Annotated in this window: 23 protein-coding genes; 10 read left to right on the top strand and 13 right to left on the bottom strand. The window is 71.6% G+C overall.

From position 1 onward, the window contains the following. The first annotated feature begins 71 nt into the window (after window positions 1-71). The gene (gene cobC, locus ACNYS0_RS30735) at window positions 72-1,532 is read left to right on the top strand and encodes an Rv2231c family histidinol phosphate aminotransferase CobC (RefSeq protein ID WP_422478147.1); all 1,461 of its coding nucleotides are present in this window, start codon (window positions 72-74) and stop codon (window positions 1,530-1,532) included. Window positions 1,533-1,681: 149 nt separating this feature from the next. On the opposite strand, the gene ACNYS0_RS30730 is transcribed toward cobC, so the two are convergent. Both ACNYS0_RS30730 and ACNYS0_RS30725 read right to left on the bottom strand, forming a co-directional pair. After that, window positions 1,682-2,620, bottom strand: a complete 939-nt coding sequence (locus tag ACNYS0_RS30730; protein WP_422478145.1) for an SCO1860 family LAETG-anchored protein — start codon at window positions 2,618-2,620, stop codon at window positions 1,682-1,684. A gap of 254 nt (window positions 2,621-2,874) precedes the next feature. Continuing rightward, on the bottom strand, window positions 2,875-3,969 hold the full coding sequence (locus tag ACNYS0_RS30725; protein WP_422478143.1) for an amidohydrolase family protein: 1,095 nt from the start codon (window positions 3,967-3,969) through the stop codon (window positions 2,875-2,877). A gap of 75 nt (window positions 3,970-4,044) precedes the next feature. On the opposite strand from ACNYS0_RS30725, the gene ACNYS0_RS30720 reads away from it, so the two are divergent. The 5 genes from ACNYS0_RS30720 (at window position 4,045) to thpD (ending at window position 8,770) form a co-directional block, all read left to right on the top strand. Beyond that, window positions 4,045-5,145 (top strand): pyridoxal-phosphate-dependent aminotransferase family protein, encoded by a 1,101-nt coding sequence (locus ACNYS0_RS30720; RefSeq protein WP_422478141.1) that lies wholly within the window; start codon window positions 4,045-4,047, stop codon window positions 5,143-5,145. Between the two features lie 399 nt (window positions 5,146-5,544). Next, entirely contained in the window at window positions 5,545-6,087 is a 543-nt protein-coding gene (gene ectA / locus ACNYS0_RS30715; protein WP_351343109.1) for a diaminobutyrate acetyltransferase, read from the top strand. Between the two features lie 64 nt (window positions 6,088-6,151). Next, complete coding sequence (gene ectB / locus ACNYS0_RS30710; RefSeq protein ID WP_422478139.1) at window positions 6,152-7,423, top strand: diaminobutyrate--2-oxoglutarate transaminase; 1,272 nt, start codon at window positions 6,152-6,154, stop codon at window positions 7,421-7,423. Window positions 7,424-7,463: 40 nt separating this feature from the next. After that, on the top strand, window positions 7,464-7,868 hold the full coding sequence (locus ACNYS0_RS30705) for an ectoine synthase (protein WP_266721029.1): 405 nt from the start codon (window positions 7,464-7,466) through the stop codon (window positions 7,866-7,868). 5 nt (window positions 7,869-7,873) lie between these two features. Further along, the gene (gene thpD, locus ACNYS0_RS30700; protein WP_422478137.1) at window positions 7,874-8,770 is read left to right on the top strand and encodes an ectoine hydroxylase; all 897 of its coding nucleotides are present in this window, start codon (window positions 7,874-7,876) and stop codon (window positions 8,768-8,770) included. A gap of 65 nt (window positions 8,771-8,835) precedes the next feature. Here thpD and ACNYS0_RS30695 read toward each other — a convergent pair whose 3' ends face one another. Next, complete coding sequence (locus ACNYS0_RS30695) at window positions 8,836-9,900, bottom strand: alkene reductase (protein ID WP_422478135.1); 1,065 nt, start codon at window positions 9,898-9,900, stop codon at window positions 8,836-8,838. Between the two features lie 162 nt (window positions 9,901-10,062). Here ACNYS0_RS30695 and ACNYS0_RS30690 point away from each other — a divergent pair, with 162 nt between their 5' ends. Next, window positions 10,063-10,557, top strand: a complete 495-nt coding sequence (locus tag ACNYS0_RS30690) for a MarR family winged helix-turn-helix transcriptional regulator (RefSeq protein WP_422478133.1) — start codon at window positions 10,063-10,065, stop codon at window positions 10,555-10,557. Window positions 10,558-10,606: 49 nt separating this feature from the next. Here the strand turns inward: ACNYS0_RS30690 and ACNYS0_RS30685 are convergent, their stop codons facing one another. From ACNYS0_RS30685 to ACNYS0_RS30655, 7 genes are all read right to left on the bottom strand, one after another. Further along, complete coding sequence (locus tag ACNYS0_RS30685; RefSeq protein WP_422478131.1) at window positions 10,607-11,728, bottom strand: maleylpyruvate isomerase family mycothiol-dependent enzyme; 1,122 nt, start codon at window positions 11,726-11,728, stop codon at window positions 10,607-10,609. Further along, entirely contained in the window at window positions 11,728-12,360 is a 633-nt protein-coding gene (locus tag ACNYS0_RS30680) for a sigma-70 family RNA polymerase sigma factor (RefSeq protein WP_422478129.1), read from the bottom strand. The genes ACNYS0_RS30685 and ACNYS0_RS30680 overlap by 1 nt, the downstream gene beginning before the upstream one ends. 55 nt (window positions 12,361-12,415) lie before the next feature. Further along, a complete protein-coding gene (locus tag ACNYS0_RS30675) occupies window positions 12,416-13,525 on the bottom strand; it encodes an aminotransferase class V-fold PLP-dependent enzyme (RefSeq protein ID WP_422478127.1) in 1,110 nt (369 codons plus the stop codon). 112 nt (window positions 13,526-13,637) lie between these two features. After that, window positions 13,638-14,354, bottom strand: a complete 717-nt coding sequence (locus ACNYS0_RS30670) for a DsbA family oxidoreductase (RefSeq protein ID WP_422478125.1) — start codon at window positions 14,352-14,354, stop codon at window positions 13,638-13,640. A 90-nt stretch (window positions 14,355-14,444) separates the two neighbouring features. Further along, a complete protein-coding gene (locus ACNYS0_RS30665) occupies window positions 14,445-14,918 on the bottom strand; it encodes a GNAT family N-acetyltransferase (RefSeq protein ID WP_422478123.1) in 474 nt (157 codons plus the stop codon). A gap of 665 nt (window positions 14,919-15,583) precedes the next feature. Then, window positions 15,584-16,192: a DUF1349 domain-containing protein gene (locus ACNYS0_RS30660; protein ID WP_422478121.1), complete on the bottom strand. Its 609-nt coding sequence runs from the start codon at window positions 16,190-16,192 to the stop codon at window positions 15,584-15,586. A gap of 45 nt (window positions 16,193-16,237) precedes the next feature. Next, window positions 16,238-17,770 carry an aldehyde dehydrogenase (NADP(+)) gene (locus tag ACNYS0_RS30655; RefSeq protein ID WP_422478119.1) on the bottom strand — a complete coding sequence of 511 codons (1,533 nt, stop codon included), beginning with the start codon at window positions 17,768-17,770 and terminating at the stop codon, window positions 16,238-16,240. A 131-nt stretch (window positions 17,771-17,901) separates the two neighbouring features. On the opposite strand from ACNYS0_RS30655, the gene ACNYS0_RS30650 reads away from it, so the two are divergent. Together ACNYS0_RS30650 and ACNYS0_RS30645 are read left to right on the top strand one after the other, a co-directional pair. Beyond that, window positions 17,902-18,684 carry an IclR family transcriptional regulator gene (locus ACNYS0_RS30650; protein ID WP_422406576.1) on the top strand — a complete coding sequence of 261 codons (783 nt, stop codon included), beginning with the start codon at window positions 17,902-17,904 and terminating at the stop codon, window positions 18,682-18,684. Between the two features lie 211 nt (window positions 18,685-18,895). After that, on the top strand, window positions 18,896-20,356 hold the full coding sequence (locus ACNYS0_RS30645) for a peptidoglycan D,D-transpeptidase FtsI family protein (protein ID WP_422478117.1): 1,461 nt from the start codon (window positions 18,896-18,898) through the stop codon (window positions 20,354-20,356). 166 nt (window positions 20,357-20,522) lie between these two features. On the opposite strand, the gene ACNYS0_RS30640 is transcribed toward ACNYS0_RS30645, so the two are convergent. After that, window positions 20,523-21,317, bottom strand: coding sequence for an HAD family acid phosphatase (locus ACNYS0_RS30640; RefSeq protein ID WP_422478115.1), 795 nt, complete (start codon window positions 21,315-21,317; stop codon window positions 20,523-20,525). Window positions 21,318-21,565: 248 nt separating this feature from the next. Here ACNYS0_RS30640 and ACNYS0_RS30635 point away from each other — a divergent pair, with 248 nt between their 5' ends. Next, the gene (locus ACNYS0_RS30635) at window positions 21,566-21,796 is read left to right on the top strand and encodes a hypothetical protein (protein ID WP_422478113.1); all 231 of its coding nucleotides are present in this window, start codon (window positions 21,566-21,568) and stop codon (window positions 21,794-21,796) included. Window positions 21,797-21,802: 6 nt separating this feature from the next. On the opposite strand, the gene ACNYS0_RS30630 is transcribed toward ACNYS0_RS30635, so the two are convergent. Together ACNYS0_RS30630 and ACNYS0_RS30625 are read right to left on the bottom strand one after the other, a co-directional pair. Continuing rightward, window positions 21,803-22,963 (bottom strand): hypothetical protein, encoded by a 1,161-nt coding sequence (locus ACNYS0_RS30630; RefSeq protein WP_422478111.1) that lies wholly within the window; start codon window positions 22,961-22,963, stop codon window positions 21,803-21,805. Beyond that, window positions 22,960-23,904, bottom strand: coding sequence for a 5-dehydro-4-deoxyglucarate dehydratase (locus ACNYS0_RS30625; RefSeq protein ID WP_422478109.1), 945 nt, complete (start codon window positions 23,902-23,904; stop codon window positions 22,960-22,962). The genes ACNYS0_RS30630 and ACNYS0_RS30625 overlap by 4 nt, the downstream gene beginning before the upstream one ends. Window positions 23,905-24,067 lie beyond the last annotated feature (163 nt).

Genomic DNA, 24,067 nt, shown 5'->3' with positions numbered 1-24,067 from the left:
TCCTTCCCCCCGGATTCCCCGCTCGATCCCCGCCCGGTCCCCGCTCGATCTCCCGCAAGGAGCCCGTCCCCATGCACACCCCTCCCCCGGCCCTGCTCGCCGCTCTGGAGCAACGGCTCGACGACGTTCTCGGCGGCGGCCCCCGGACACCGCGCGACCGCGCCGATGTGACCGTGCTGCTCGTCGGGGCCGGCTCGGCCGATTCCGCCGCCAACGCCGAACTCGCCGCCGCAGCGCGGCTGTTGTGGGAGGGCAGCGGCTACGCGGGCGTGGAGCCGGCGTATGTGTCGGCGGCGCCCGACGTGCCCGCGGGACTCGACCGGTGCGCGGCGCTCGGCGCGCGGCGGGTCGTCGTGCTGCCCTACGGAACCGTGCCGTCGGAGCGCTTGCACGCGCAGGCCGTGGGGTGGGCCGCGGCGCATCCGGAGGTCGATGTGCGCTGCGCGGCAGCACCCGCCGTGCCGGATCCGGCCGGCGGGCCCGATCTGCGGCACCACGGTGACGCCGAAGTCCGGGACGACGGCGAGAAGTTGACGGATCTCGCGGTGAACGTGCGCACGGGCACGCCGCCGGCCTGGCTGCGGGAGCACATCGCCGGGTCGCTGGACGGGCTCGCCGCGTATCCGGACGGGCGGGCCGCGCGGGCCGCGGTGGCGGCGCACCACGGGGTGCCGGTGGAGCGGGTGCTGCTCACGGCCGGGGCGGCGGAGGCGTTCGTGCTGCTCGCACGGGCGCTGCGGGTGCGCAGACCCGTCGTCGTGCACCCGCAGTTCACCGAGCCCGAGGCCGCCCTCGAGGATGCCGGGCACGCGGTGGGGCGGGTGCTGCTGCGGGCGGCGGACGGCTTCCGTCTCGATCCGGCGCTCGTGCCGCACGACGCGGATCTGGTGGTGGTCGGGAACCCGACCAATCCGACGTCGGTGCTGCATCCGGCGGACGAGCTGCGGAGGCTGGCGCGGCCGGGGCGGTTCCTGGTGGTCGACGAGGCGTTCATGGACGCGGTGCCGGGCGAGCGGGAGTCCCTGGCGGGGCGGACGGATGTGCCGGGGCTCATCGTGCTGCGGAGCCTGACGAAGACGTGGGGCCTGGCCGGGCTGCGGGTCGGCTATGTGGTGGCGGAGCCGGAGGTGGTGGCCTCCCTCGAGCGGGCGCAGCCGCTGTGGCCGGTGTCCTCGCCCGCGCTCGTCGCGGCGCAGGCGTGCGTGTCCGCTCGCGGGGTGGCGGAGGCGGCGGACGCGGCGCGTGCCGTTGCGGAGGACCGGGAGTATCTGGTGGGGCTGCTGCGGGAGTTGGCGGCGTACGGGGTGTCCGTGGCCGGGCCGGCGGAGGGCCCGTTCGTCCTCGTCCGCATCCCCGGTGCGCATGCCGTGCGGGAGCGGTTGCGGGGGGCCGGGTTCGCGGTGCGTCGCGGCGACACGTTCCCGGGCCTCGGTCCGGACTGGGTCCGCCTTGCGGTCCGGGACCGCGCCACCAGCGACACATTCGCTGCCGCGTTGACCGGGATCCTCAAATCAAGCCCAAGCGGCGATTGAGCAGCACCGATCAAGCCCCTGCGGCGATTGAGCAGCGGGGTATGGGGCAGAGCCCCAATCCTTTGAGCCCCTGCGGCGTTGCGGCCACGGGGCTCCGCCCCGGACCCCGCTGCTCAATCGCCGCAGGGGCTTAAAGAGCGACCGAACAGCTACACCCGGTTGCGGCCCCGGCGGGCCATCGCCACCGCTCCACCGCCGGCGGCGAGCAGCACGATCGCGCCGCCCGCCATGTACGGCGTCGTCTCATTGCCACCGGTCTCCGCGAGGTCCCGCGTCTGCGTCTTCTCGACCGGGACCGCACCCTTCTCGCCCTGAGGCTCCGGCTTCGGCTTCGGCGCGGGCGCCTGCGCCGCCTTCGGCGTCTCGCATGTGGCCTCCGCGAGCGTGACCTCGCCGTCGACCTCCGCGACGTTGAGGTTCAACGGGTTGACGTGGACCTTGAGCTGGAGGGCGGAGGCCGCGGCCGTGGTGTCCGTCGTGGAACGGTTGGAGAGGCCGAGCGTCACCTCGCCGACCCCCGGGACCTTGACGGCCGTCGTGCCGCCGGTCGACAGGGTGATCTTCTTGCCGAGGACGGTGACGCCGCCCAGCAGGTTCGACTCGGCGACCGGCTTCTCGCCCGCCACGCACAGCGCCCGGGACGTGACCTGGTCGACCTCGATGAGGGAGAGCAGCGGAAGGCCGGGGACGTGCACCTTGGCATGGGCGAGCCGGGTGAGCCCTTCCGCCTTTCCGCCCTCGACCGTGGCCTTCGTCCGCGCCACGTCCGCGCGCAGCACACTGAACGGCTGACCGCCGTCGACCCCGTCCAACTGGGCGGTCAGCGCGGTCCTGTCGGCGCTCTTGGGCGCCTGCACCTCGTTCAGGGAGACCTTGAGCGGGACGTTCACGGTCTTGTTGAGGAGCGATACGTCGAGTCCCGTGCGGAGCACGACGGCGCCGGCCTTGCCGCCGCTGTGCTCGGTGGCGGCGGCCGGGCCCGCGGTCGCGAGCACGGTGGGGCCGAGGGCGAGCGCGGTGGCGGCGGCGGTCGCGGCGACGCGGCGGGCGGGCGTGCGCAGGACGGTGGGCAGGGTGGAGCTGGGCATGGCGGTGGGACCCCCAAGTAGCAACCAGGACCGTGCGTGACGGGACAGCACGGAACCAGGAAGGAAGGAATGAGACGGATGAGGCGGAACGGGACGGAACCGCCTCGACTGGTCATCGGTAAGGGAATCTTTACGCACTGAGAGTGAACGGGCGACCACGTTCATCGAGTTCACCCCAAAGTGGCGTTTCCGTGCACACCTTCGAATCACGATGCTCGTCCGCCCCACCGGTCACGCACCGTCAACTCGGCAGGTCAACCCACCACGTTGCCCCGCAGCACGATCCTGCGCGGTGCCGCCAGCGCCCGGACGTCCTCGCGCGGGTCCGCCCCGTAGACCACGAGGTCCGCGGGCGCGCCCTCTTCCAGGCCGGGGCGGCCGAGCCAGGACCGCGCGCCCCACGCCGTCGCGGAGAGCGCCTCGACGGGCGGGATGCCGGCCTTCACCAGCTCCTCGACCTCGCCCGCCACGAGGCCGTGCGCGAGGGAGCCGCCCGCGTCCGTGCCGACGTAGACCGGGATCCCGGCGTCGTAGGCGGCCCGGACGGTGTCGTAGCGGCGGTCGTAGAGGCGGCGCATATGGGCCGACCAGTCGGGGAACTTGGCCTCGCCGCCCGCCGCGAGCTGCGGGAACGTGGCGATGTTGACGAGGGTCGGGACGATCGCGACGCCGCGTTCCGCGAACAGCGGGATGGTGTCGTCGGTCAGGCCCGTGGCGTGCTCGATGCAGTCGATGCCCGCCTCGACGAGATCGCGCAGCGAGTCCTCGGCGAAGCAGTGGGCCGTGACGCGGGCGCCGAGCCGGTGCGCCTCTGCGATCGCCGCCTCGACGGACTCGCGCGGCCAGCAGGCGCTCAGATCCCCGGTGCCCCGGTCGATCCAGTCGCCGACGAGCTTGACCCAGCCGTCGCCCCGCCGGGCCTCCTGGGCGACGTACGCGACGAGCTCGTCCGGCTCGATCTCGTGCGCGAAATTGCGAATGTAACGGCGGGTGCGGGCGATGTGCCGTCCCGCGCGGATGATGCGCGGCAGGTCCTCGCGGTCGTCGACCCAGCGGGTGTCGGAGGGGGAGCCCGCGTCGCGCAGCAGCAGCGTGCCGTGGTCGCGGTCGGTGAGGGCCTGCTTCTCGGCGGTCTCGGCGTCGACGGGGCCGTGCGTGCCGAGCCCGACGTGGCAGTGCGCGTCGACCAGGCCCGGCAGCGTCCAGCCCTCGACCGTGGTGACGTCGAGGCCCGCGGAGCGCGGTCGTTCGTATGCGATCCGGCCGTCCACCACCCACAGTTCGTCGCGTACGTCGTCGGGCCCGACGAGGACCCGCCCCTTCACGTGCAGTACCCCGCCAATACTCATGCGCGCAGCCTATGAGGCGGTCGGTACGCTCGACACCGGCACCCGTACGAACCCGTGAGCGAAGAGAGCCCCACCGTGACGCATCCGTTTCTCGACCTGGCCCCGTTGAGCGCCGAGCATTTCGCCTCCATCGAGGACCGCGTCGCCCGGCTCATGGACACCTCTCAGGACGTCGTGATCATGCAGGGTGAGGCGCTGCTTCCGCTGGAGGGCGCGATCCGTGCCGCCGCGGGGCCCGGCACGGTGGCGCTGAACGTGATCACCGGTCCGTACGGGCAGACCTTCGGCGACTGGCTGCGCGACTGCGGCGCCACGGTGCACGACCTCGCGGTGCCCTTCCACACGGCCGTCACCGCCGAGCAGATCGGGCAGGCGCTCGCCGAGCACCCCGAGATCGACTTCGTGTCCCTGGTGCACGCGGAGGCGGCGACCGGCAACACCAACCCGGTGGCCGAGATCGGTGAGGTGGTGCGGGCGCACGGCGCCCTGTTCTACCTGGACGCCGTGGCGTCGATCGCCGCCGAGCCGGTGCTCCCCGACGCGTGGGGCGTGGACCTGTGCGTGATCGGCGCGCAGAAGGCGATGGGCGGCCCGGCCGGCGTCTCGGCCGTTTCGGTGAGCGCGCGGGCCTGGGAGCGGATGGCCGCCAACCCGCACGCGCCGCGGCACTCCTACCTCTCCCTGCTCGACTGGAAGCAGCGGTGGGTGGACGGCGGCCGCAAGGCACTGCTGCACGCGCCCGCGCAGCTGGAGATGCTCGCCCTGGAGGCGTGCGTGGAGCGCATCGAGAGCGAGGGCCTTCAGGCGCTGACGGCGCGGCACTCCTCGGCCGCCGCCGCCACGCGCGCCGGAACGCTCGCGCTGGGCGGTGGACTTGAGCCATACGTCCACGAAGCCCGTGACGCCGCGCCTGTCGCCACTACACTGCGCGCCCCTGCCGGTACGGACGCCCGTGAGCTGGTGGCGAGGGCGCTGGCAGTGGACCCGGTCCTTCCGCTGGTCGCGGGGGGCGGCGCGCTCGCTCAGGAGATGATCCGGGTCAACCACTACGGCCCGCAGGCGACCCGCGGCGTCGTGCAGTCCTCGCTCGCCGCGCTCGGCGGGGCGCTCGCGGAGGCCGGGTTCGAGGTCGATCTGGAAGGGGCGCGAAAGGCGGTCGCGGCCGCCTGGGAATAAGCACCCCGGCGCACGAACCAGCGCACTCGACTCCAGGCGCCGTCCTTTTCAGGGCGGCGCCTTTCACTTTATCCAAGAATTATTCAGACAGAATTGTCCCGCACTTTATCGAAGGCATCCGGCCAGCCTTCCTGTACTGCTTCTGCCCGCTTCCTCGCGACGTAAACACTGAGATTTCATCAACGGGAACCGACGTAATTCGGACGCGTCTCGTGGCGATTACGGTGCTGTGACGCACTCCACACCAATTCGCGTACGCCCGCTTTGCCCCACCCAAACCGGGACATACCGCCGCGATTTCGTGCGCGCGCCCACCTGCGCGCGATAACACACAACCCTGCTTTACGTAACCCCTTCCGCGGGTGCAATCCCGCAAATTGCTCGGTAAATTCAATTTGCATGACCGCCGCACAAGCGCAATTCCTGGAAGTCGCCGAAGTGGCCCCGGTCCCCGACGGACTGAAGATCGTCCACCCAGAGGTGGCCGACGGAGCCGCGATCTGGCGTATCGCCCGCGACTCGAAGGTGCTCGACCTCAACTCCTCCTACAGCTACCTGCTGTGGTGTCGCGACTTCGCCGCCACGTCGGTGATCGCCCGCGACGAGAAGGGTGAGGTGGCCGGTTTCATCACCGGTTACGTACGTCCCGACCGACCCGACATCCTCGTGGTGTGGCAGGTCGCCGTGGACGCTGCGCACCGCGGGCGCGGCCTCGCCGCCGCGCTGCTCGACGGGCTGGCCGCGCGGGTGGCGGCGGCGCGTCCGGTCACCACGCTGGAGACGACCATCACGCCCGACAACGCCGCGTCCCAGGCCCTGTTCACCTCGTTCGCCCGCCGGCACCGTGTCGGCGTGGCCCGCACGGTGCTGTTCGACGCGGGCCTGTTCCCGGACGACGGGCACCTGCCCGAGGAGCTGTACCGCATAGGCCCGCTGGCCTGAGCGCGCCCTCGCCCCACCCACCCCGAACCCCCCTCAACTTTCCCTCCCTAGAGGAGTTTTTGCTGTGACCATCACCCAGCCGGACCTGAGCGTCTTCGAGACCCTTGAGTCGGAGGTGCGCAGCTACTGCCGCAGCTGGCCCACCGTCTTCGACCGGGCCCAGGGCAGCCGTATGTACGACGAGGACGGCCACGAGTACCTGGACTTCTTCGCCGGTGCCGGTTCGCTCAACTACGGCCACAACAACCCGGTCCTGAAACGCGCCCTGATCGACTACCTGGAGCGCGACAGCGTCGTGCACGGGCTCGACATGTCGACCACGGCCAAGCGCAACTTCCTGGAGTCCTTCCAGAACATCATCCTGCGGCCGCGCGACCTCCCCTACAAGGTCATGTTCCCGGGCCCGACGGGCACCAACGCCGTCGAGTCCGCGCTGAAGCTGGCCCGCAAGGTCAAGGGCCGCGAGTCCATCGTGTCCTTCACCAACGCCTTCCACGGCATGTCGCTCGGCTCGCTCGCCGTGACCGGCAACGCCTTCAAGCGGGCCGGCGCCGGCATCCCGCTGGTGCACGGCACGCCGATGCCGTTCGACAACTACCTCGACGGCCAGACGCCGGACTTCATCTGGTTCGAGCGCCTCCTCGAGGACTCCGGATCCGGCCTGAACACCCCGGCCGCCGTGATCGTCGAGACGGTCCAGGGCGAGGGCGGCATCAATGTCGCCCGTGCCGAGTGGCTGCGCAAACTGGCAGATGTCTGCGAACGTTGGGACATGCTCCTGATCGTCGACGACATTCAGATGGGCTGCGGCCGCACCGGCGCCTTCTTCTCGTTCGAGGAGGCGGGCATCACGCCTGACATCGTGACCGTTTCGAAGTCCATCAGTGGGTACGGGCTCCCCATGTCCCTGTGCATGTTCAAGCCGGAGCTCGACGTCTGGGAGCCGGGCGAGCACAACGGCACCTTCCGCGGCAACAACCCGGCGTTCGTGACGGCGGCCGCTGCCCTGGAGACGTACTGGACCGACGGCGCGGCCATGGAGAAGCAGACCCTGGAGCGCGGCGAGCAGGTCGACGAGGTGCTCAGCGCCCTGCGTACGGAGTACGCGGACGAGATCGTCGAATACCGCGGCCGCGGTCTGGTCTGGGGCATCGAGTTCCGTGACAAGGACCGGGCCGGCAAGGTCGCCAAGCGGGCCTTCGAGCTGGGCCTGCTCATCGAGACCTCCGGCCCCGAGAGCGAGGTCGTCAAGCTGCTTCCGGCGCTGACGATCACACGCGAGGAGCTGGACGAGGGGCTTCGCACGCTCACCCGAGCCGTGCGCGAGACCGCCTGACCAGCACAACCAAGTTTACGAGGAAAGGCAGCAACTCACCGTGATTGTCCGTTCGTTCAAGGAGATCGAGAACACCGACCGGCATGTGAAGTCGGCGACCGGCACCTGGGAGAGCAAGCGCATCGTGCTTGCGAAGGAGAAGGTCGGCTTCTCTCTGCACGAGACGATCCTGTACGCGGGCACCGAGACCGACATGTGGTACGCCAACCACATCGAGGCCGTGCTGTGCGTGGAGGGCGAGGCCGAGCTCACCAACCGGGAGACCGGTGAGACGCATTGGATCGAGCCAGGAACGATGTACCTCCTGGACGGTCACGAGAAGCACACCATGCGCCCGAAGACCGACTTCCGCTGCGTCTGCGTGTTCAACCCTCCGGTGACCGGACGGGAGGACCACGACGAGAACGGCGTCTACCCGCTGCTGACAGAGGACGAGGAGGCCTGATCCCGATGACGACCGCACCCGACATCACGGACCTGTACCCGACGCGAGGCGCCTCCGAGGTGGCCACGCCGCGTGTCGACCCGGTCGTCTGGTCGGCGGAGGGAGCGCGAGGGCCGATCCGCCAGTCGGACCTCGCCTCCTTCGAGCGGGACGGCTTCCTCGCCATCGACGAGCTGATCGGCCCGGACGAGATCGGCACCTACCAGGCCGAGCTGAACCGTCTGGTGAACGATCCGACGATGCGCGCCGACGAGCGCTCCATCGTCGAGAAGCAGTCGCAGGAGATCCGCTCGGTCTTCGAGATCCACAAGATCAGCGAGGTCTTCGCCAACCTGGTGCGCGACGAGCGCATCGTGGGACGGGCGCGTCAGATCCTCGGCTCGGACGTCTACGTCCACCAGTCGCGGATCAACGTCAAGCCCGGTTTCGGGGCCCGGGGCTTCTACTGGCACTCGGACTTCGAGACCTGGCACGCCGAGGACGGCCTGCCGAACATGCGGACGGTGTCCGTCTCCATCGCGCTGACGGAGAACTACGACACCAACGGCGGCCTCATGATCATGCCGGGTTCGCACAAGACGTTCCTCGGCTGCGCGGGCGAGACGCCGAAGGACAACTACAAGAAGTCGCTGCAGATGCAGGATGCGGGCCTGCCCTCGGACGAGGCCCTGAGCAAGTTCGCCGATGCCCACGGCATCAAGCTGTTCACCGGCAAGCCCGGCTCGGCGACCTGGTTCGACTGCAACGCCATGCACGGCTCGGGCGACAACATCACCCCGTACCCGCGCTCGAACGTGTTCATCGTGTTCAACAGCGTGGAGAACACGGCGGTGGAGCCGTTCGCGGCGCCGGTGCGGCGTCCCGAGTTCATCGGGGCGCGTGATTTCACTCCGGTGAAGTGATCCTCGTACGCGCATGAGTCGGGGCGGGACCGTCTTCGGTCCCGCCCCGACTGCTGTGTCCGGGACTATCGGGCCGGGTAGTCCGTGTAGCCCTTCTCCGTGCCTCCGAAGAAGGTCGCCGGGTCCGGGGCGTTGTACGGACCCTCGCTCCTGAGACGGTCCGGCAGGTCCGGGTTGGCGAGGAAGAGGGCGCCGAAGCTGATGATGTCGGCGACGCCGTCCTCGATCAGGCCGAGGGCCCGGTGGTCGGTGGGGCCCTCGGTGTGCGCGTTGAGCACGAACGGGCCGCTGAACCGCTTGCGCAGATCGGCGGTCACCTCGCGGCTCTGCTCCCCCACCTCCAGTACGTGCAGGTAGGCGAGGCCGAGCGGTTCCAGGGCGTCGACGAGCGCGGTGTAGGTCTCGACCGTGTCGTGGTCCCCCATGGAGTTGTACGGGTTGCCGGGCGAGAGGCGGATGGCGGTGCGCTCGGCGCCGATGGCGTCGGCGACGGCCTTGACGGCCTCCACGGCGAACCGGATCCGGTTCGCCACGCTGCCGCCCCACTCGTCGGTGCGCAGGTTCGTGCCGGGCGACAGGAACTGGTGGATCAAGTAGCCGTTGGCGCCGTGCAGTTCGACACCGTCGAAGCCCGCCGCGACGGCGCCGCGGGCGGCCTCGGCGAAGTCGGCCACGGTCGCGCGGACCTCGTCCGAGGTCAGCTCGCGCGGGGTCGTGAAGTCCTGGAAGCCCTCGTTCGTGAAGGCCTTGCCCTCCGGGGCGACGGCCGACGGGGCGACCGGCGCGCCGCCGTCCGGTTGCAGCGACGGGTGGCTGATCCGGCCCGCGTGCATCACCTGGGCGAAGATCTTGCCGTCCTTGGCGTGCACGGCCTCGGTGACCGGGCGCCAGGACTCGATCTGCTCCGGTGTGTGCAGGCCCGGCGTCCAGGCATAGCCCTGGCCCACGGCCGAGGGCTGGATCCCCTCGGTGACGATGAGCCCCGCGGAGGCGCGCTGCGCGTAGTACTCGGCGGTCAGGGCGGTGGCGGTGCCGCCCTCGCCGGCCCGGCTGCGGGTCATGGGGGCCATGGCTATGCGGTTGGCCAGGCGGGTGCCGGGGAGGTCGATGGGGTCGAAAGCGGTGGTCATGGCTACTCCGATTCACAGGACTACGGCGGACGCACAGGACAGCGACGGATGCACGGGACAGCGACGGAAATATTGGTCGGCCAAGCAATCGAGCCGCCTTCACTGTAGCGCATTACTTGGTCGGCCAAGGTAATCTTGTGGACAAGTCGAGAGGAGCCCCCCATGTCCCCCACCGCCGACGAGCCCGCCTGTACCGCCCAGCTTCCGGTCGCCGCCCGCAGCGGCCCGGTCAGCCTGGCCCTGTCCCGCGTCGCCCGGCTGCACCGGATCGCCGCCGGGCAGCGGCTGCGCGGGCTCGGGCTCTATCCGGGGCAGGAGTTCGTGATGATGCACCTGTGGGACAAGGGGCCCGTGCGTCAGTCCGAGCTGATCAAGACGCTCGACCTGGATCCGTCCACGGTCACGAAGATGCTCCAGCGCCTGGAGCAGTCCGGGCACGTGCGCCGCACGCCCGACCCGCGCGATCGCCGCGCGTCACTCGTCGAGGCGACGGACCGCAGCTGCGGGCTCCTGGAGGACGTGGCCGGGGTGTGGGGAACGCTGGAGGAGCAGACCCTCGCGGGGCTCTCCGAGCGGGACCGGGCGGAGTTCGCGCGGCTGCTGGCGCTGGTCGAGGGCAATCTGTGCGCGGAGGCCGGGGCGGAGGAGTGCCCCTAAGGCCTGCCCGGAGTCTGCCCTGGGGCCGCCCGGCTCCGGCCACCGGGGTTCACAGCCAGGCCAGTTGAGCCGCCCGGTCCAGGAGGGTGCGGGCCGCCCTCGGGTCGCCGGTGCCCGGCGGGAGGCTGTCGGGGGCCGCGCGACCGCCGATGAGCAGGCAGAAGTCGACCGGATCGAGGGTGACTTCGGCGCGGACCGGTTCCCCCTCGGAGCCGAGGACCCACTCCGTGGAGCGGCTCGCGTCCGCCACGGTCAGAGCGACGGGTGTGGCCCGCGGGCCGAGCGCCTGGCCGAGGATCCGTACGGCGAGGCGGACCAGGCACCACAGGTGACCGGCGGGCGGCGGGGGCACGGGGCGGTCCAGGGCGCGGCCGATGTCGTGGCTGTGGATCCACGTCTCGAAGGCCCGGACCAGGAAGTGTTCGGCGACGGGGAGCCGTGCGCCCATCAACGTGGCGGCCTGTGCGGCGAGTTCGGCGTCGTGGGCGGCCGGCGCCGCGAGCAGCTCGTCGGCGCGGGCGCGCCAGACGGCCACGGTGGCGTGCGGGTCACGCGCGCGTTCATGGGCGATGACGGTGCGGGTGCGGGCCTCCCAGGCGGTGTGCCAGTCGCTGCCCTGCGGCTCGTCGGCGGGCGGTTCGTGGCCCGGCAGGCCGAGGTGGACGGCCAGCGGCTCGTCGGCGGCGATGAGGTGCGCGACCGTGTCCCGCACCGTCCACCCGTGGACCACCTCGGTCGACCACGCGTCGTCCGCCTCGGCGAGCAGCGCCTGGAGGGCGGCGACCGTGGCCGCGTAGGGCTGGGCGTGCGGGGCGGTGTCGGACGATGCAGGGGGTACGGGCGGGCGGTGCGCCAGGGCCGCGGCGAGGGGTCCTGTGCCGGTACGGAACGGGAGACCGGCCGTGTGGGCCCGCGGCTCGCCGACCGCACCGTGCCCGCTCGAACCGTGCCCGCTCGAACCGTTCTCGTTTCCGTCCGGACCGCTCTCGTTCCCGTTCGGACCGTCCAGGGACCGTACCGTCGCCCGCAGCCGTTCCGCCTCGGCGGCGCACTCCTCGCAGTCCGCCAGATGCGCGGGGACGGCGCGCTGCTCGCCGGCGGGGAGGGCCCGCAGGGCCCAGGCGCCCAGGAGTTCGCTCACCGTCGCGTGGTCGTGCGCGTCCGCGGCCATCAGGCACCCCTTTCGTGAGCCTCGAAGTCCGGCTCCGCCGGGTCCGCCAGGGTTTCGGCCAGGCGGTGCAGTGCGGTGCGCAGGCGGGTCTTGGCGGTCCCTTCCGGGATGCCGAGTTCCGCCGCCGCCTGACGGTACGTCCGGCCGGCGAAGTACGCCAGATGCACCACCTGCCGCTGCGGCAGCGGGAGTTGGGCCACGGCCGAGTGCAGGAGCAGCGAGCGCTCGCGGTCGACGACCCGCTCGTCGGGCCCCGGCTCCGAGGCCGGGATGGCGTGCAGCGCCGCGTCGTCCGCGGTCACGGCCTTGCGGTGGCGGGCCTCGCTGCGCACCCAGTCGACCGCGCGGCGGTGCGCCAGCATGGTCAGCCAGGTGCGCAGCGAGCCGCGCCGCGCGTCGAAGGCGTAGGGCCGCGCCCAAAGATGCGCGAAGACCTCCTGTGCCACGTCGTCCGCCGCTCCCGCCGAGCGGGTCACGCGCACGGCGACACCCCGGACGAGCCCGCCGTACACGTCGTACGCCTCGGAGAGCGCGGCCTCGTCGCCGTAGACGAGACGTCGGTGCAGTTCGGCGTCGTCCGCGGCCCGGTCCTTGGGGTCGTACGCATCCGTACGGGGCACCGGCACCACCACCTCGTACTGCCTTCCTAGCGTCCTGGGGAGCGGGACGCCAGAGGGCGGCCGGAGTTCAGGCGGAGAGCGCGTCGAGGAGGCGGTCGACGTCGGCGGGCGTGTTGTAGAGGTGGAAGGAGGCCCGCAAGTTGCCCGCCCTGTTGGAGACTTCGATGCCCGCGCGCTGCAACTCGGCCTGCTTCACGCCGAGTTCGGGCACGGAAACGATCGGCGAGCCCGGCGAGGAGACCGGTTCGTGCCCGATCCGGGCGAGGCCCGTGCGGAACCGGTCCGCGAGCGCCAGGTCGTGGGCGTGGATCGCCTCCGGGCCCAACTCCTCGATCACGGCGAGGGACTGGCGGGCCCCGGTGTACGCGACGAGGCTCTGGCTCTCGTCGAACCGGCGGGCGGAGCGGGCGGGTTCGGTGACGGGCCCGTAGCAGCTGTCCCAGGGGTTCTCCCCCGAGACCCAGCCGCCGAAGACGGGCGCGAGCGCGTCGAAGCCCTCGGTGTCGGCCGGGCCGACGAAGAAGACGGCGCCGCGCGGGCAGGTCAGCCACTTGAAGGCGACGGAGGCCAGATAGTCGGCGTCGGCCGCGTGCGCGGCGACCGGGTACCAGCCGGACGCCTGCGAGACATCGACGTAGAGCCGGGCGCCGTGCGCACGCGTGGCGGCGCGCAGTGCGGGCACGTCGGCGATCCGGCCGTCGGCCGACTGGGCCGCGCTCACCGCGACGAGCGCGGTGCCGGGGCGGACCGCGTCGGGCAGCGCGTCGAGCGGCACGGCACGGACCTTGAGGTCGCCGCGTACGTGGAAGGGGTTGACGGTCGAGCTGAAGTCGCCCTCCGCCGTGAGGACTTCGGCCCCCGCGGGCAGGGAGGCGGCTATGAGTCCGCTGTAGACGGCGACGGACCCGCCGGTCGCGACCCGGCCCACCGGGACGCCGGCGATCCGCGCGAACGCGGCGCGTGCCTCCTCGACGTCGGCGAAGAGCGAGTCGGGGGAACGGCCCGCGGCCATGTCGCCGATCGCGGACCGCATCGCGTCCGCGGCCCGCGCCGGGAGCAGTCCGGAACTCGCGGTGTTCAGGTAGGTGGTGGCGGGGGTGTACTGCGCGCGGACCAGCTCCGCGTCGAGGACCTGGGCGGCCGTGGCCCGGGCCTGGTGCTCACCGGAAGTCTCCATGGCACCCACTGTGCCCCGCCGCCAACTACCCGTCCATTGCGAATATTTACCGAGTACACCTAAGCAACCCTTATGCGTGCAGGTCAGGTGGGTGGCGGGGCCGGGAGCCGGCTCAGGCCCGCGGGACGGCGCAGCCGTCGGGGCCGCAGGCGTCGCCGCCGTCCGCGCTGTCGATGACGGTGAGCGGGGAGCGGTCGGCCCAGGCCTGGGTCAGCGCCTGCGTGAACACCTCGGCGGGCTGGGCGCCGGAGACGCCGAACTTGCGGTCGAGGACGAAGAACGGCACGCCGTTCGCGCCGAGCTCGGCGGCCTCGCGCTCGTCGGCGCGCACCGCGTCCGCGTACGCCTCGGGGTCGGCGAGCATCGCCCGGACCTCCGCCTCGTCGAGGCCGGCGTCGACGGCGAGCCGCACGACGGTCTCCTCGTCGCCGAAGACGGAGGACTCCTCGGCGAAGTTGCCTCGGTACAGGGCGTCGATCATCGCGTCCTGCACACCCTTGTCCTTGGCGAGGTGGAGCAGCCGGTGCAGGTCGAAGCTGTTGCCGAAGTCGCGGCCCTCGGTGAGGTACGGCAGGCCGAGGGCGCCGGCCTGCTGGCCGAGGCCCTGCTCGTTGGCGGCGGCCTGGGCCTCGCTGATGCCGTACTTCTTGGCGATGTACGGGACGACGAGGCCGGTCTCCCCCGGCTTGGCGTTCGGGTCGAGCTCGAAGGACCGATGCACGACCTCAACGTCGTCCTTGTGCGCGAACCCGTCGAGCGCCTCCTCGAAGCGGGCCTTGCCGATGTAGCAGAACGGGCAGTTGATGTCGGTCCAGATCTCGACGCGCATGGGGTTCTCTCGGTCTCTCGTTCCGGGGGTGCGGCTGCGCAGGGCGGGGTGGTGACCCTGCGCTCCGCTACAACCGGATGGGGCCTCCGGTCATTCCCCGCCCGGTGTGAACCGCATCCGGCGGTGCGAGCCCCCGCGGCCCTCCTGGCCCTCGTCGATCCAGCCGTGGCGGGCGTAGAAGGCCTGGGCGCGGGTGTTGTCCCCGTGCACGATGAGGTGGACCTCGGCGACGCCGTCGACCCGCCACTGCTCGACGCAGGCGGCGTGCAGTTCCGTGCCGATGCCGCGGCTCCAGTGGTCGGGGTCGACCTGGAACTGGTACAGCACGCAGGCGTCGGCCGGGGCCTCGTCGGGGCGCCGGAAGGAGGCGAGCCCGACGACGACGCCGTCCCTGACACAGACGAGTACGTGCCCGTGCGGCCGGGCTATGGCCACCTCCCACCGCTCGACCCACGCGCCCGGGTCCCCGTCGTCCGGGAGCCCCTCCCGGTAGTACGTGGCACGGGCCCTGCGGTGCAGGGCGGCGAGAACGGGGGCGTCGGCGGCTACGGCGGTACGGATCATGCCCCTCAGGACGCGGTTCACCGCCGCCGGGGTTTCGCCGTGGGGGTCGGACGACGTGTTTTGTGCGGGTGGGTGTGGTGGTGGGGGCGGGGAGGTGGTGTGGCGGGGATGTTGCGGGAGGCGAGGTGGGGGTGGGTCGATGTGGCGGTGGGCGTCTGCCGGGGCGGGAGGCGGGGCGGGCGTCTGCCGGGGGCGGGCCTACGTCCGAGGTGGCCGATTGGTGCGGCGGGGCGGGGGCGGCTGCGACGGTCGGCACGCGGTACCGACCGTCGCGGGCTGCCCACGGCACCGTGCGAGCCACCCCGACGGTCGTGCACGCCGTCCGCGCCTTCCGCGCCGTCCACGCCGTTCCTGGCCCACCTCCCACCCACCCGCCCCCTCCGGGAGCTTCGGTCGGAGTGCGTGGGCCTGGCCGGCCGAGCAACGGGAACCGACCTGAGCCGAGCCGCAGGCAAGCGGACGCGGATGGGCCGTCGCCGAGCTGGAACGGGCCGTGTCGGGCTCCCGCCCGGAACGGTCATCGCGAGCCGAGCCAATCCGGGCCGAAGCCTCCGGAGGGGGCGGGTGGGTGGGAGGTGGCCGAGGAGTGGGATCCGGGCGCCGAGCCACGGCGCGGGCCGAGCGGGCCAGGTCGCAGGCCGAGCGGCAGTCCGCGGGGCCGTCCCTCAGGAGCCGTCCCGCAACCCCTTCGGCCATGTCGCGCGGTGTTCGATGTGGTCGTAGGTGACGACGCAGCCCTCGCCCACCGGGGACTGGGCCAGGAAGCCGACCAGGGCGGCCGACGCGGACTTCTCGTCGCCGAGGGAGAAGATGCGGATGAAGGTCCACGTCTCGCCGTCGGTCGAGGCGTGGAAGGCGAAGGCCGAACCCGTGCGGCTGACGCGGAGCCACACCGAGGAACCCGGCACCACGAAGGCGTTCGCGTCGTCGGAGTGACCGCGGGTGACGACCGTACAGATCGTGGGCTCGTCCGGGGACCGCTCGAAGCAGAGCTTCGCCCACTCCCGGTCGCCCACGTGGACGTAGAGGACCCCCGCGTCGAAGGCCGCCGCGAAGCCGACCGTGACGCGGGCGATCAGCTGGAAGTCACCGTCGGGCGCGCCAAGGAGGCGCGGCGCGTCCGACGCCGGTTCCAGCGCGGAACCGGTCGGCGGCACGAAGCGGTCCTGGCGCGGCCCCGCCCACCCGGTGAGCACCCCGTCCTCGTACGACCAGTGGCCGTCGGGTCCGTACGTGCGCAACGGGAAGGGCAGGGGCGGTATTTCGAGATCCATGCCGCCAGTCTCGCAGGGGCCCGCAGGTCCGCGGGCCCCGTCCGGTCAGTTCTCCAGGCGGCCGTTGAAGCGGCGCGGCAGCCCCAGCGGGTTGTCGTCGCGCAGCTCCGGCGGGAGGAGCGCCTCGGGCGTCGTCTGGTACGAGACCGGGCGCAGCCAGCGCTCGATCGCGGTGCCGCCCACGGACGTGGACGTCGACGTCGTCGCCGGGTACGGGCCGCCGTGGTGCTGCGCGGGCGCGACCGCGACACCGGTCGGCCAGCCGTTGACGAGGACGCGGCCCGCGATGGGCGTCAGCTCGGCGAGGATCTCCGCGCCGCGCCCCTCACCGGCGGCCTCGCCCGAGGACAGCTGGACCGTCGCCGTGAGGTTGCCGGGCAGCCGGTTCAGGACCGCCGTGATCTCGTCGGCCGTCTCGTAGCGGGCGACGACCGTCACCGGGCCGAAGCACTCCTCCAGGAGGAGGTCGTGCGCGCCGCCCTCGGTCGCGAGCCGGGCGGCCGGGACCGTGAGGAAGCCGGGCGCCACCGTGTGCTCGCTGCCCGCGCCGGGCGTCACGGGCGCCTCCACGTCGGGAAGCTCGGCCCGCGCGGCGACACCGGCGACGAAGTTGTCGCGCATGCGGTGGTCGAGCAGCACGCCGGAGGCGGTGTCGCTGACCGCCGCCGTCAGGGACTTGATGAGGCTGTCGCCCGCCTCGCCCTTGGGCGCGAAGACGAGACCGGGCTTCACGCAGAACTGGCCGACGCCCAGTGTCATGGAACCGGCGAGCCCGGTGCCGATCTGGTCGGCGCGCTCGGCGGCCGCGGCCTCGGTGATCACGACCGGGTTCAGCGAGCCCAGTTCGCCGTGGAACGGGATCGGCACCGGGCGCGAGGACGCCGCGTCGAAGAGCGCGCGCCCGCCGCGCACGGAACCGGTGAAGCCGGCCGCGGCCACCAGGGGGTGCTTGACGAGCTCGACGCCCGCGTCGAAGCCGTGCACGAGGCCGAGCACGCCCTCCGGGATGCTGTGCTCCGCGGCGGCCCTGCGGATGGTGGCGGCGACCAGCTCGGAGGTGGCCGGGTGGTCGGGGTGCGCCTTGACGACGACCGGGCAGCCGGCGGCCAGCGCGCTCGCCGTGTCGCCGCCGGGCACGGAGAAGGCGAACGGGAAGTTCGACGCCGCGTAGACGGCGACGACGCCCAGCGGGATCTTGTAGCGGCGCAGGTCCGGGATGGGCGGCGTCGCCGTGTCGTCGGGGTGGTCGATGACGACGCCGAGGAAGGCGCCCTCGTCGACGATGTCCGCGAACTTCCTCAACTGGAAGCAGCTGCGGGCGAGTTCACCGGTGAGCCGGACCGGACCGAGCGCGGTCTCCGCGTCCGCCGCCTCGACGAGGTGGTCCTTGGCCTCTTCCAGGCGGTCGGCCGCGGATCGCAGGAACGCGGCGCGGACGGTGCGGTCGGCGAGGGCGGCGCGGGCGTCCTGTGCGGCGCGCACCGCCTCGTCCACTTCCTGCGCCGTGGCCTCGTCCGCGACCTGCTCCCGCTGCTTCCCGGTTCGGGGGTCGACACTCCAGACTGGTGTTGCTGCCACGGCACATTCCTCCAGCTTTTCTCGCCGCGCACCAGGGTGAGCGACGAGCATCGTTCGATATACTGAACGCTGTCTCTGATGATGAACTAATCACCGAGACTATTTCTCGTCGAACGAAGGGGTCAAGGGCGATGTCGGCAGACGAGACGGGGGCCGCGGCAGGCGGCGGGCAGGTGAAGTCCGCGGTGCGGACCGTGGAGTTGCTCGAATACTTCGCGGGCCGCCCCGGGATGCACTCCCTGGCCGCGGTGCAGGAGGCCGTCGGCTACCCGAAGTCCAGCCTGTACATGCTGCTGCGCACGCTCGTGGACCTCGGCTGGGTGGAGACGGACGCGACCGGCACGCGGTACGGCATCGGGGTGCGCGCCCTGCTCGTCGGCACCTCGTACATCGACGGCGACGAGGTCGTGGCGGCGGCCCGCCCCACACTCGACCGCCTCTCCGACGACACGACGGAGACCATCCACCTGGCCCGGCTCGACGGCACGAACGTCGTCTATCTCGCCACCCGCCAGTCGCAGCACTATCTGCGCCCCTTCACCCGCGTCGGCCGCCGGCTGCCCGCCCACTCCACGTCGCTGGGCAAGGCACTGCTCGCCACCCACACCGACGAGCAGGTGCGCAAGCTGCTCCCGGAGACGCTGCCCTCGCTCACCGAGCACACCACCACCGACCGCGAGAAGCTCATCGAGGAGCTGCACCAGATCCGGGAGCAGGGCTTCGCGGTCGACCGCGAGGAGAACACGCTGGGCCTGCGCTGCTTCGGCGTGGCGATCCCGTACCGCACCCCGGCCCGCGACGCGATCTCCTGCTCGGTCCCGGTGGCGCGCCTGACGCCCGCCCACGAGCAGATGGTCAAGGACGCACTGTTCGACGCCCGCGACCGGTTGACCTTGGCGACGCGGAGACTCTGACACGGTCGCGGGGCGCTGCCCCGGATCCCGCGCCCCAATCGCCGGCGGGGCTTGATCCGGCTCGGTTGTTCAAGCCCCTGCGGCGATTGAGCAGCGGGGTCCGGGGCAGCGCCCCGAGGCCGCAACGCCGGTGCCGCGCCACATGAACGTACGGTGAGAAAACGCACGGTCAGGAACGATTCGCACCGGTCCGCTCGTCTTCCCGTACGCAATGAACAAGACGATCAGGCGCGCCTCCGTCTTCACGCTGCTCCTCGTGTTCGCCCTGCTGGTCAGGGCGACCTGGGTGCAGTTCTACGACGGCCAGGCCCTCGCCAACAGCGACGACAACCGACGGAAGACGATCTCGCAGTACGCGAATCCGCTCGGCGACATCATCGTGGGCGGAAAGGCGGTGACCGGTTCGACGAAGACGGGCGACTCCAGCGACCTGAAGTACAAGCGGACGTACACGGACGGTTCGCTGTACTCGGCGGTGACCGGTTACACCTCGCAGGTGTACGGCGCCACCCAGCTGGAGGGGATCTACCAGAGCGTGCTCGACGGCACCGACACGCAGCTGAAGAACCCGCTGGACACGCTCACCGGCAAGAGCACCACCCCCGGTGACGTGATCACGACGATCGACCCGGGCGTGCAGAAGGCCGCGTACAGCGCGCTCGGCGACAAGAAGGGCGCCGCCGTCGCCATCGACCCGGACTCCGGCAAGATCCTCGGCATGGTCTCGACGCCGTCGTTCGACCCGTCGAAGATCAGCGGCTCGGGTTCCTCGGACGCCTCGGCGTGGAAGAAGCTCTCCAAGGACGAGGACTCGCCGACCGTGAACCGGGCGCTCAAGCAGGCGCTGCCGCCCGGCTCGACGTTCAAGCTGGTGGTCGCGGCGGCGGCGCTCGAGGACGGTCTGGTCTCGTCGATCGACGACAAGACGGACACGCCGAACCCGTACAGGCTGCCGGGTACGAGCACGTACCTGAAGAACGAGACCACCTCGATGCCCTGCGAGAACGCCTCGGTCCGCACGGCGCTCCAGTACTCCTGCAACACCGTCTTCGGAAAGCTCGCGGCCGAACTGGGCGGGGACAAGGTCCGGGCGATGGCCGAGAAGTTCGGCTTCAACGACGAGAAGACCGACGTTCCGGTGCGGGCCGCCAAGAGCAACTACCCGTCGAAGATGGACGACGCGCAGACGGCCCTGTCCGGCATCGGCCAGTTCGACGTGACGGCCACGCCGCTCCAGATCGCGATGGTCTCCGCGACCATCGCCAACGGCGGCGAGCAGGCGTCCCCGCACATGGTCTCGCAGGTGACGGACGCCGACGGCGACGCGGTCAAGTCCTTCGAGGACGGCGACGACACCCGCGTGATCAGCGAGGCGACCGCCTCGCAGCTCCAGTCCGCGATGCAGACCGTGGTCTCCAAGGGCACCGGTACGGTCGCGCGGATGGACGGCGCGACGGTCGGCGGCAAGACCGGTACGGCGCAGCACGGCGAGAACAACAGCGAGACCCCGTACGCCTGGTTCACCTCGTACGCGAAGGACGACTCGACCGGCAAGAAGGTCGCCGTGGCGGTGCTCGTCGAGCAGTCGGACGCGGCCCGCTCCGAGGTCAGCGGCAGCGGCCTCGCGGGTCCTGTCGCCAAGGCGATGATGCAGGCGGCGCTCAAGAACTGACGCCTCCTCAATTCCAGTTCCACCGAAGGGTGTCCGGCATCACCGCGAACTGGCCCACCTGGCCCACCTGTTGACGGGTGAGGTCCGACCTGACCTACGACTGAGCCGACAAAGGCCGTGGGGTGCGGCCGCCCGGCGGCGGCCGCACCCCACGGGACCGTCGGTGTCAGCCCACGTAGTACGTCGGGTTCGGGAGCTTGTACGTCTTGTTCGCGTACCCGCCCTCCAGGTCCGAGTACTGGTCGCCGAAGTTGCCGACGATGTCGTAGCCCTGGGACTCGATGTGCTTCCGCGTCGCCGACTTGTACTGCACCGTCGTGCAGTTCCAGGCGGCGGCCGTGGCGCAGTCGGCCAGGTACGCGGGCGGGTTCGCCTTGTCCTTGAGGAAGACGTGGTCCGCGTCGAGGTTGACGTCGATGCCGACCTTCTTCAGGTTCTCCACGGCGGCCGGGCGCTGCGACTCACCGAGCCCGGAGTTGTAGAAGACCTCGACGCCCTTGGACTCGGCGTACTGGATGAGCGCGGGCGTGCCGAAGACGGCGGGGCGGTCCGCCTTGCCCACGTACTCCTTCCAACTGGCGTCGTTGTAGACGTAGTTGGTCTTCTTCTCGTAGTCGAGGCTGAGCAGCAGCGTGTCGTCGATGTCGAAGACGATCGCTGGCCTGTCGCCCTTGCCGTGGTGCTGCCGGGCCGCCGCGGCGATCTGCCGCTTCGCGCCCTTCTCGATGCGGGCGAGGTCGTCGGCGTACGGGCTGTCGGGCGAGGCCTGCCAGACGCCGTCGGCGTCCTGCTTCGCGCCGTAGTAGGAGTCGATCTCCTTGGTGAGAAGGCCGATGTTGTGCGGCTCGGCCGTGGCCTTGTCGCCGGTGGAGCCCGCGTCGGCGGAGCCGGCGGTGACGACGCCGGCGAGTACGAGGGAAGCGACCGTCGCTGTGGCGGCGGCGAGATGGCGCTTGCGCATCGGTGACGTGATCCAATTCTGGCCGTGACGACTGCGAGAGCCGTCGAGGACGGGGGGATTCGTGCAGGTGAATGCATGTCTACGCGCATCACATGAGTCCCGCGACCGGCTTTACCCGATCGATACCCGACGCCGATATGGCCGCACCATTGCTCCTGCATGGCGCCTTGTTGACCGTGCCTTGAAGGGGCCCCTTCTAGGGTCGGAGGAAGCGCTTCGACCCAGAGAATGCAGGCCCCACCGTGACCGTGACCCCGACGAGTCTTCTCCCCCTCGCCGCCGGCGACCGCGCCACATCGCCGGTCCTCCTCGGCTTCTTCGCCGTGGGCGGGGTCGTCGCCATATCGGCCGGTCTCAGCTGGGCGTTCGACCTCCGCGGCCTGGCGCCCGTGGGCTACCTCCGCGTCCTGGGCGCGGCCCTGACCTTCGCGGGCCTGGTGCTGCTGTTCGTCACCTATGCCCTGTGGCACCTGGGCTGACGGGCTTCAGAGCTCCGCGAGCGCCCCCGCCACCGCCGCGAGGTCCCCGTCCGAGGCCAGCCCCGCGTGGTACAGCCGCAGCTGCGTCGCGCCCAGGTCACGCGCCGCGCGCGCGTCGTCCGCGAGGGTGGCGGGGCTGCCGCCCATCCCGCGTACGACGGTGAGGTTCGCGGCGACGACCCCCTTCCCCCGCTCCGCGAACGGACGCACCAGGCCCGCGCCGCCCGTGCAGGGCACGACGACGCCGTCGGCGACGGAGAGGATGTGCCCCGGGTCGACACCGGCGTTGGCACCGCAGTGGTACGAGACCGGGTCGGCGTGCAGCAGCACCTGGAAGCCGGCGGGGGCCGCGGCCCGGACCGCCGCCACGGCCGCCTCCTGGAGGGTGCGGGCCGTGGTGTCGCGGTACGCGCGCGTGGCGGCCGCGGTCTCGGCGCCGAGCAGCTTCTCGACCGCCGCCCAGCCGTCGTCCGTCGCCCTCCCCCGCCACACGGGGTCCAGGGCGGACCGGACGGAGCCCGCCAACTCGACAGGGTCCAGGCCGTGTTCGGCGTACCCCTCGCGGCACGAGGGGCAGAAGCACAGCGACATCAGGTACTCCCCGGCCTCGCCGAGTCCGACGCCGCCGGTCTTGTCGTGGGCGTGCAGGTGCGCGAGGCCGTACCAGCCGAGCGACTCCAGTTCGGTGCCGCGCGCGCCCGGCCGGGTGGCCGCCTCCGCCGCCAGGTCGACGAGGTACGCGCGCGTGGCGGGCTGCGCGATGCACGGCGCCCAGGGGTAGCGGTCGCCGTACGCGTTGACGACGGAGGTGTCCGGATGCTCGGCGCCCATCCGGGAGTTGTGGGCGAGCACGACCCATGTGTGGACGTCGAGCCCGGCGCCCGCGAGGGCCTCGGCGGCCTCGCCGAAGGCGTTGCCGGGAGCCCAGCCCCCGGCCTCGTACGGCACCAGTTTCCTTCCCTGCCAACGCTGTTGGTCGGGTGGGTAAAGGACGGCCGCGTGCTCCGCCGTCACGATGCGGTGGCGCGGGTGGCGGGGCGTGAGCGCCCGCGTGGAGTGGTACGCGGCGGCGAGGGTGACCTGCTGGACGCCGAGGTCGGCGATGCGGCGTGCGGCGTCCGGGTCGCCGTTGACGTCCCAGGGGTAGACGAAGGCGGAGGTCCTCACGCGTCGGCTCCTTCCAGCAACGTGGCGCCCTGCTCGATGAGTTCGACGAGGCGCTCGACGTGTTCCTCGCGCGGCTCGTGCAGCGGTGGCCTGACCCCGCCGACGTCGAGCCCGCCGAGCCGCACCCCCGCCTTCACGAGGGAGACCGCGTACCCCCTGCCCTGGTTGCGCAGCTCGACGAGGGGCCGGTAGAAGCCGTCGAGGAGCCGGTTCACCGTGGTGTCGTCGCCCGCGGTCAGCGCCTTGTGGAAGGCCTGCGCCAGCTCGGGCGCGAAGGCGAAGACGGCGGAGGAGTAGAGGGTGATGCCGATGCCGCGGTAGGCGAGGCCGGTGAGTTCGGCGGTGGGCAGCCCGTTGAAGTAGAGGAAGTCCGCCGCCCCGTCCGTCCGTACGGCGCTGACGGTCCGCTGCATCAGATCCAGGTCGCCCAGTCCGTCCTTGAGCCCGATCACCTTGGGGTGCCGGGAGAGCGCGACGACGGTCTCGGGGGTGAAGACCGCGTTGTCGCGCTGGTAGACGATGATGTCGAGGGAGGTCGCTTCGGCCAGCTCCGTGTAGTGCCGGAGCAGCCCCTCCTGTCCGGCGACGACGAGATAGGGCGGCATCGCCAACAGGCCGTCCGCGCCCGCGCGTTCGGCCGCGCGGGCGTACCGGACGGCGAGCGCCGTGCCGTATCCGGCACCCGCGACGACGGGCACCCGGCCCGCCGCGGCCTCGACCGCGGCCGCGACACAGTCCTCGAACTCCTCCGGCGTGAGGGCGTGGAACTCCCCGGTGCCGCAGCAGGCGAACACGGCGGCGGCCCCGGCCTCGACGCCGCGCCCCACATGGGTGCGGTAGGTGTCGAGGTCCACGGCCCCGTCGGATCCGTAGGCGGTGACGGGGAAGAACAGCGGCCCGCTGGGAATGCCGAGGCGAGCGGCGAGAGGGACTGAGGTCACGAGCTCTCCCTGGACGACGCACACACCGCACGATGTGCACGTTTGTGATTCACGTTTATATTTCTGAACAATGCCACGGTAGGACGGCCTCCAACGGCCGGTCAAGCACGCAAAACACGCGAACTCACTCCGCAGGCAGGCCTCTTGACTGGCCCTGGGAGCG

The sequence above is a fragment of the Streptomyces anthophorae genome, assembly GCF_049310305.1.
Classification (GTDB): domain Bacteria; phylum Actinomycetota; class Actinomycetes; order Streptomycetales; family Streptomycetaceae; genus Streptomyces.
This window is presented reverse-complemented; position numbering and strand designations above follow the sequence as displayed.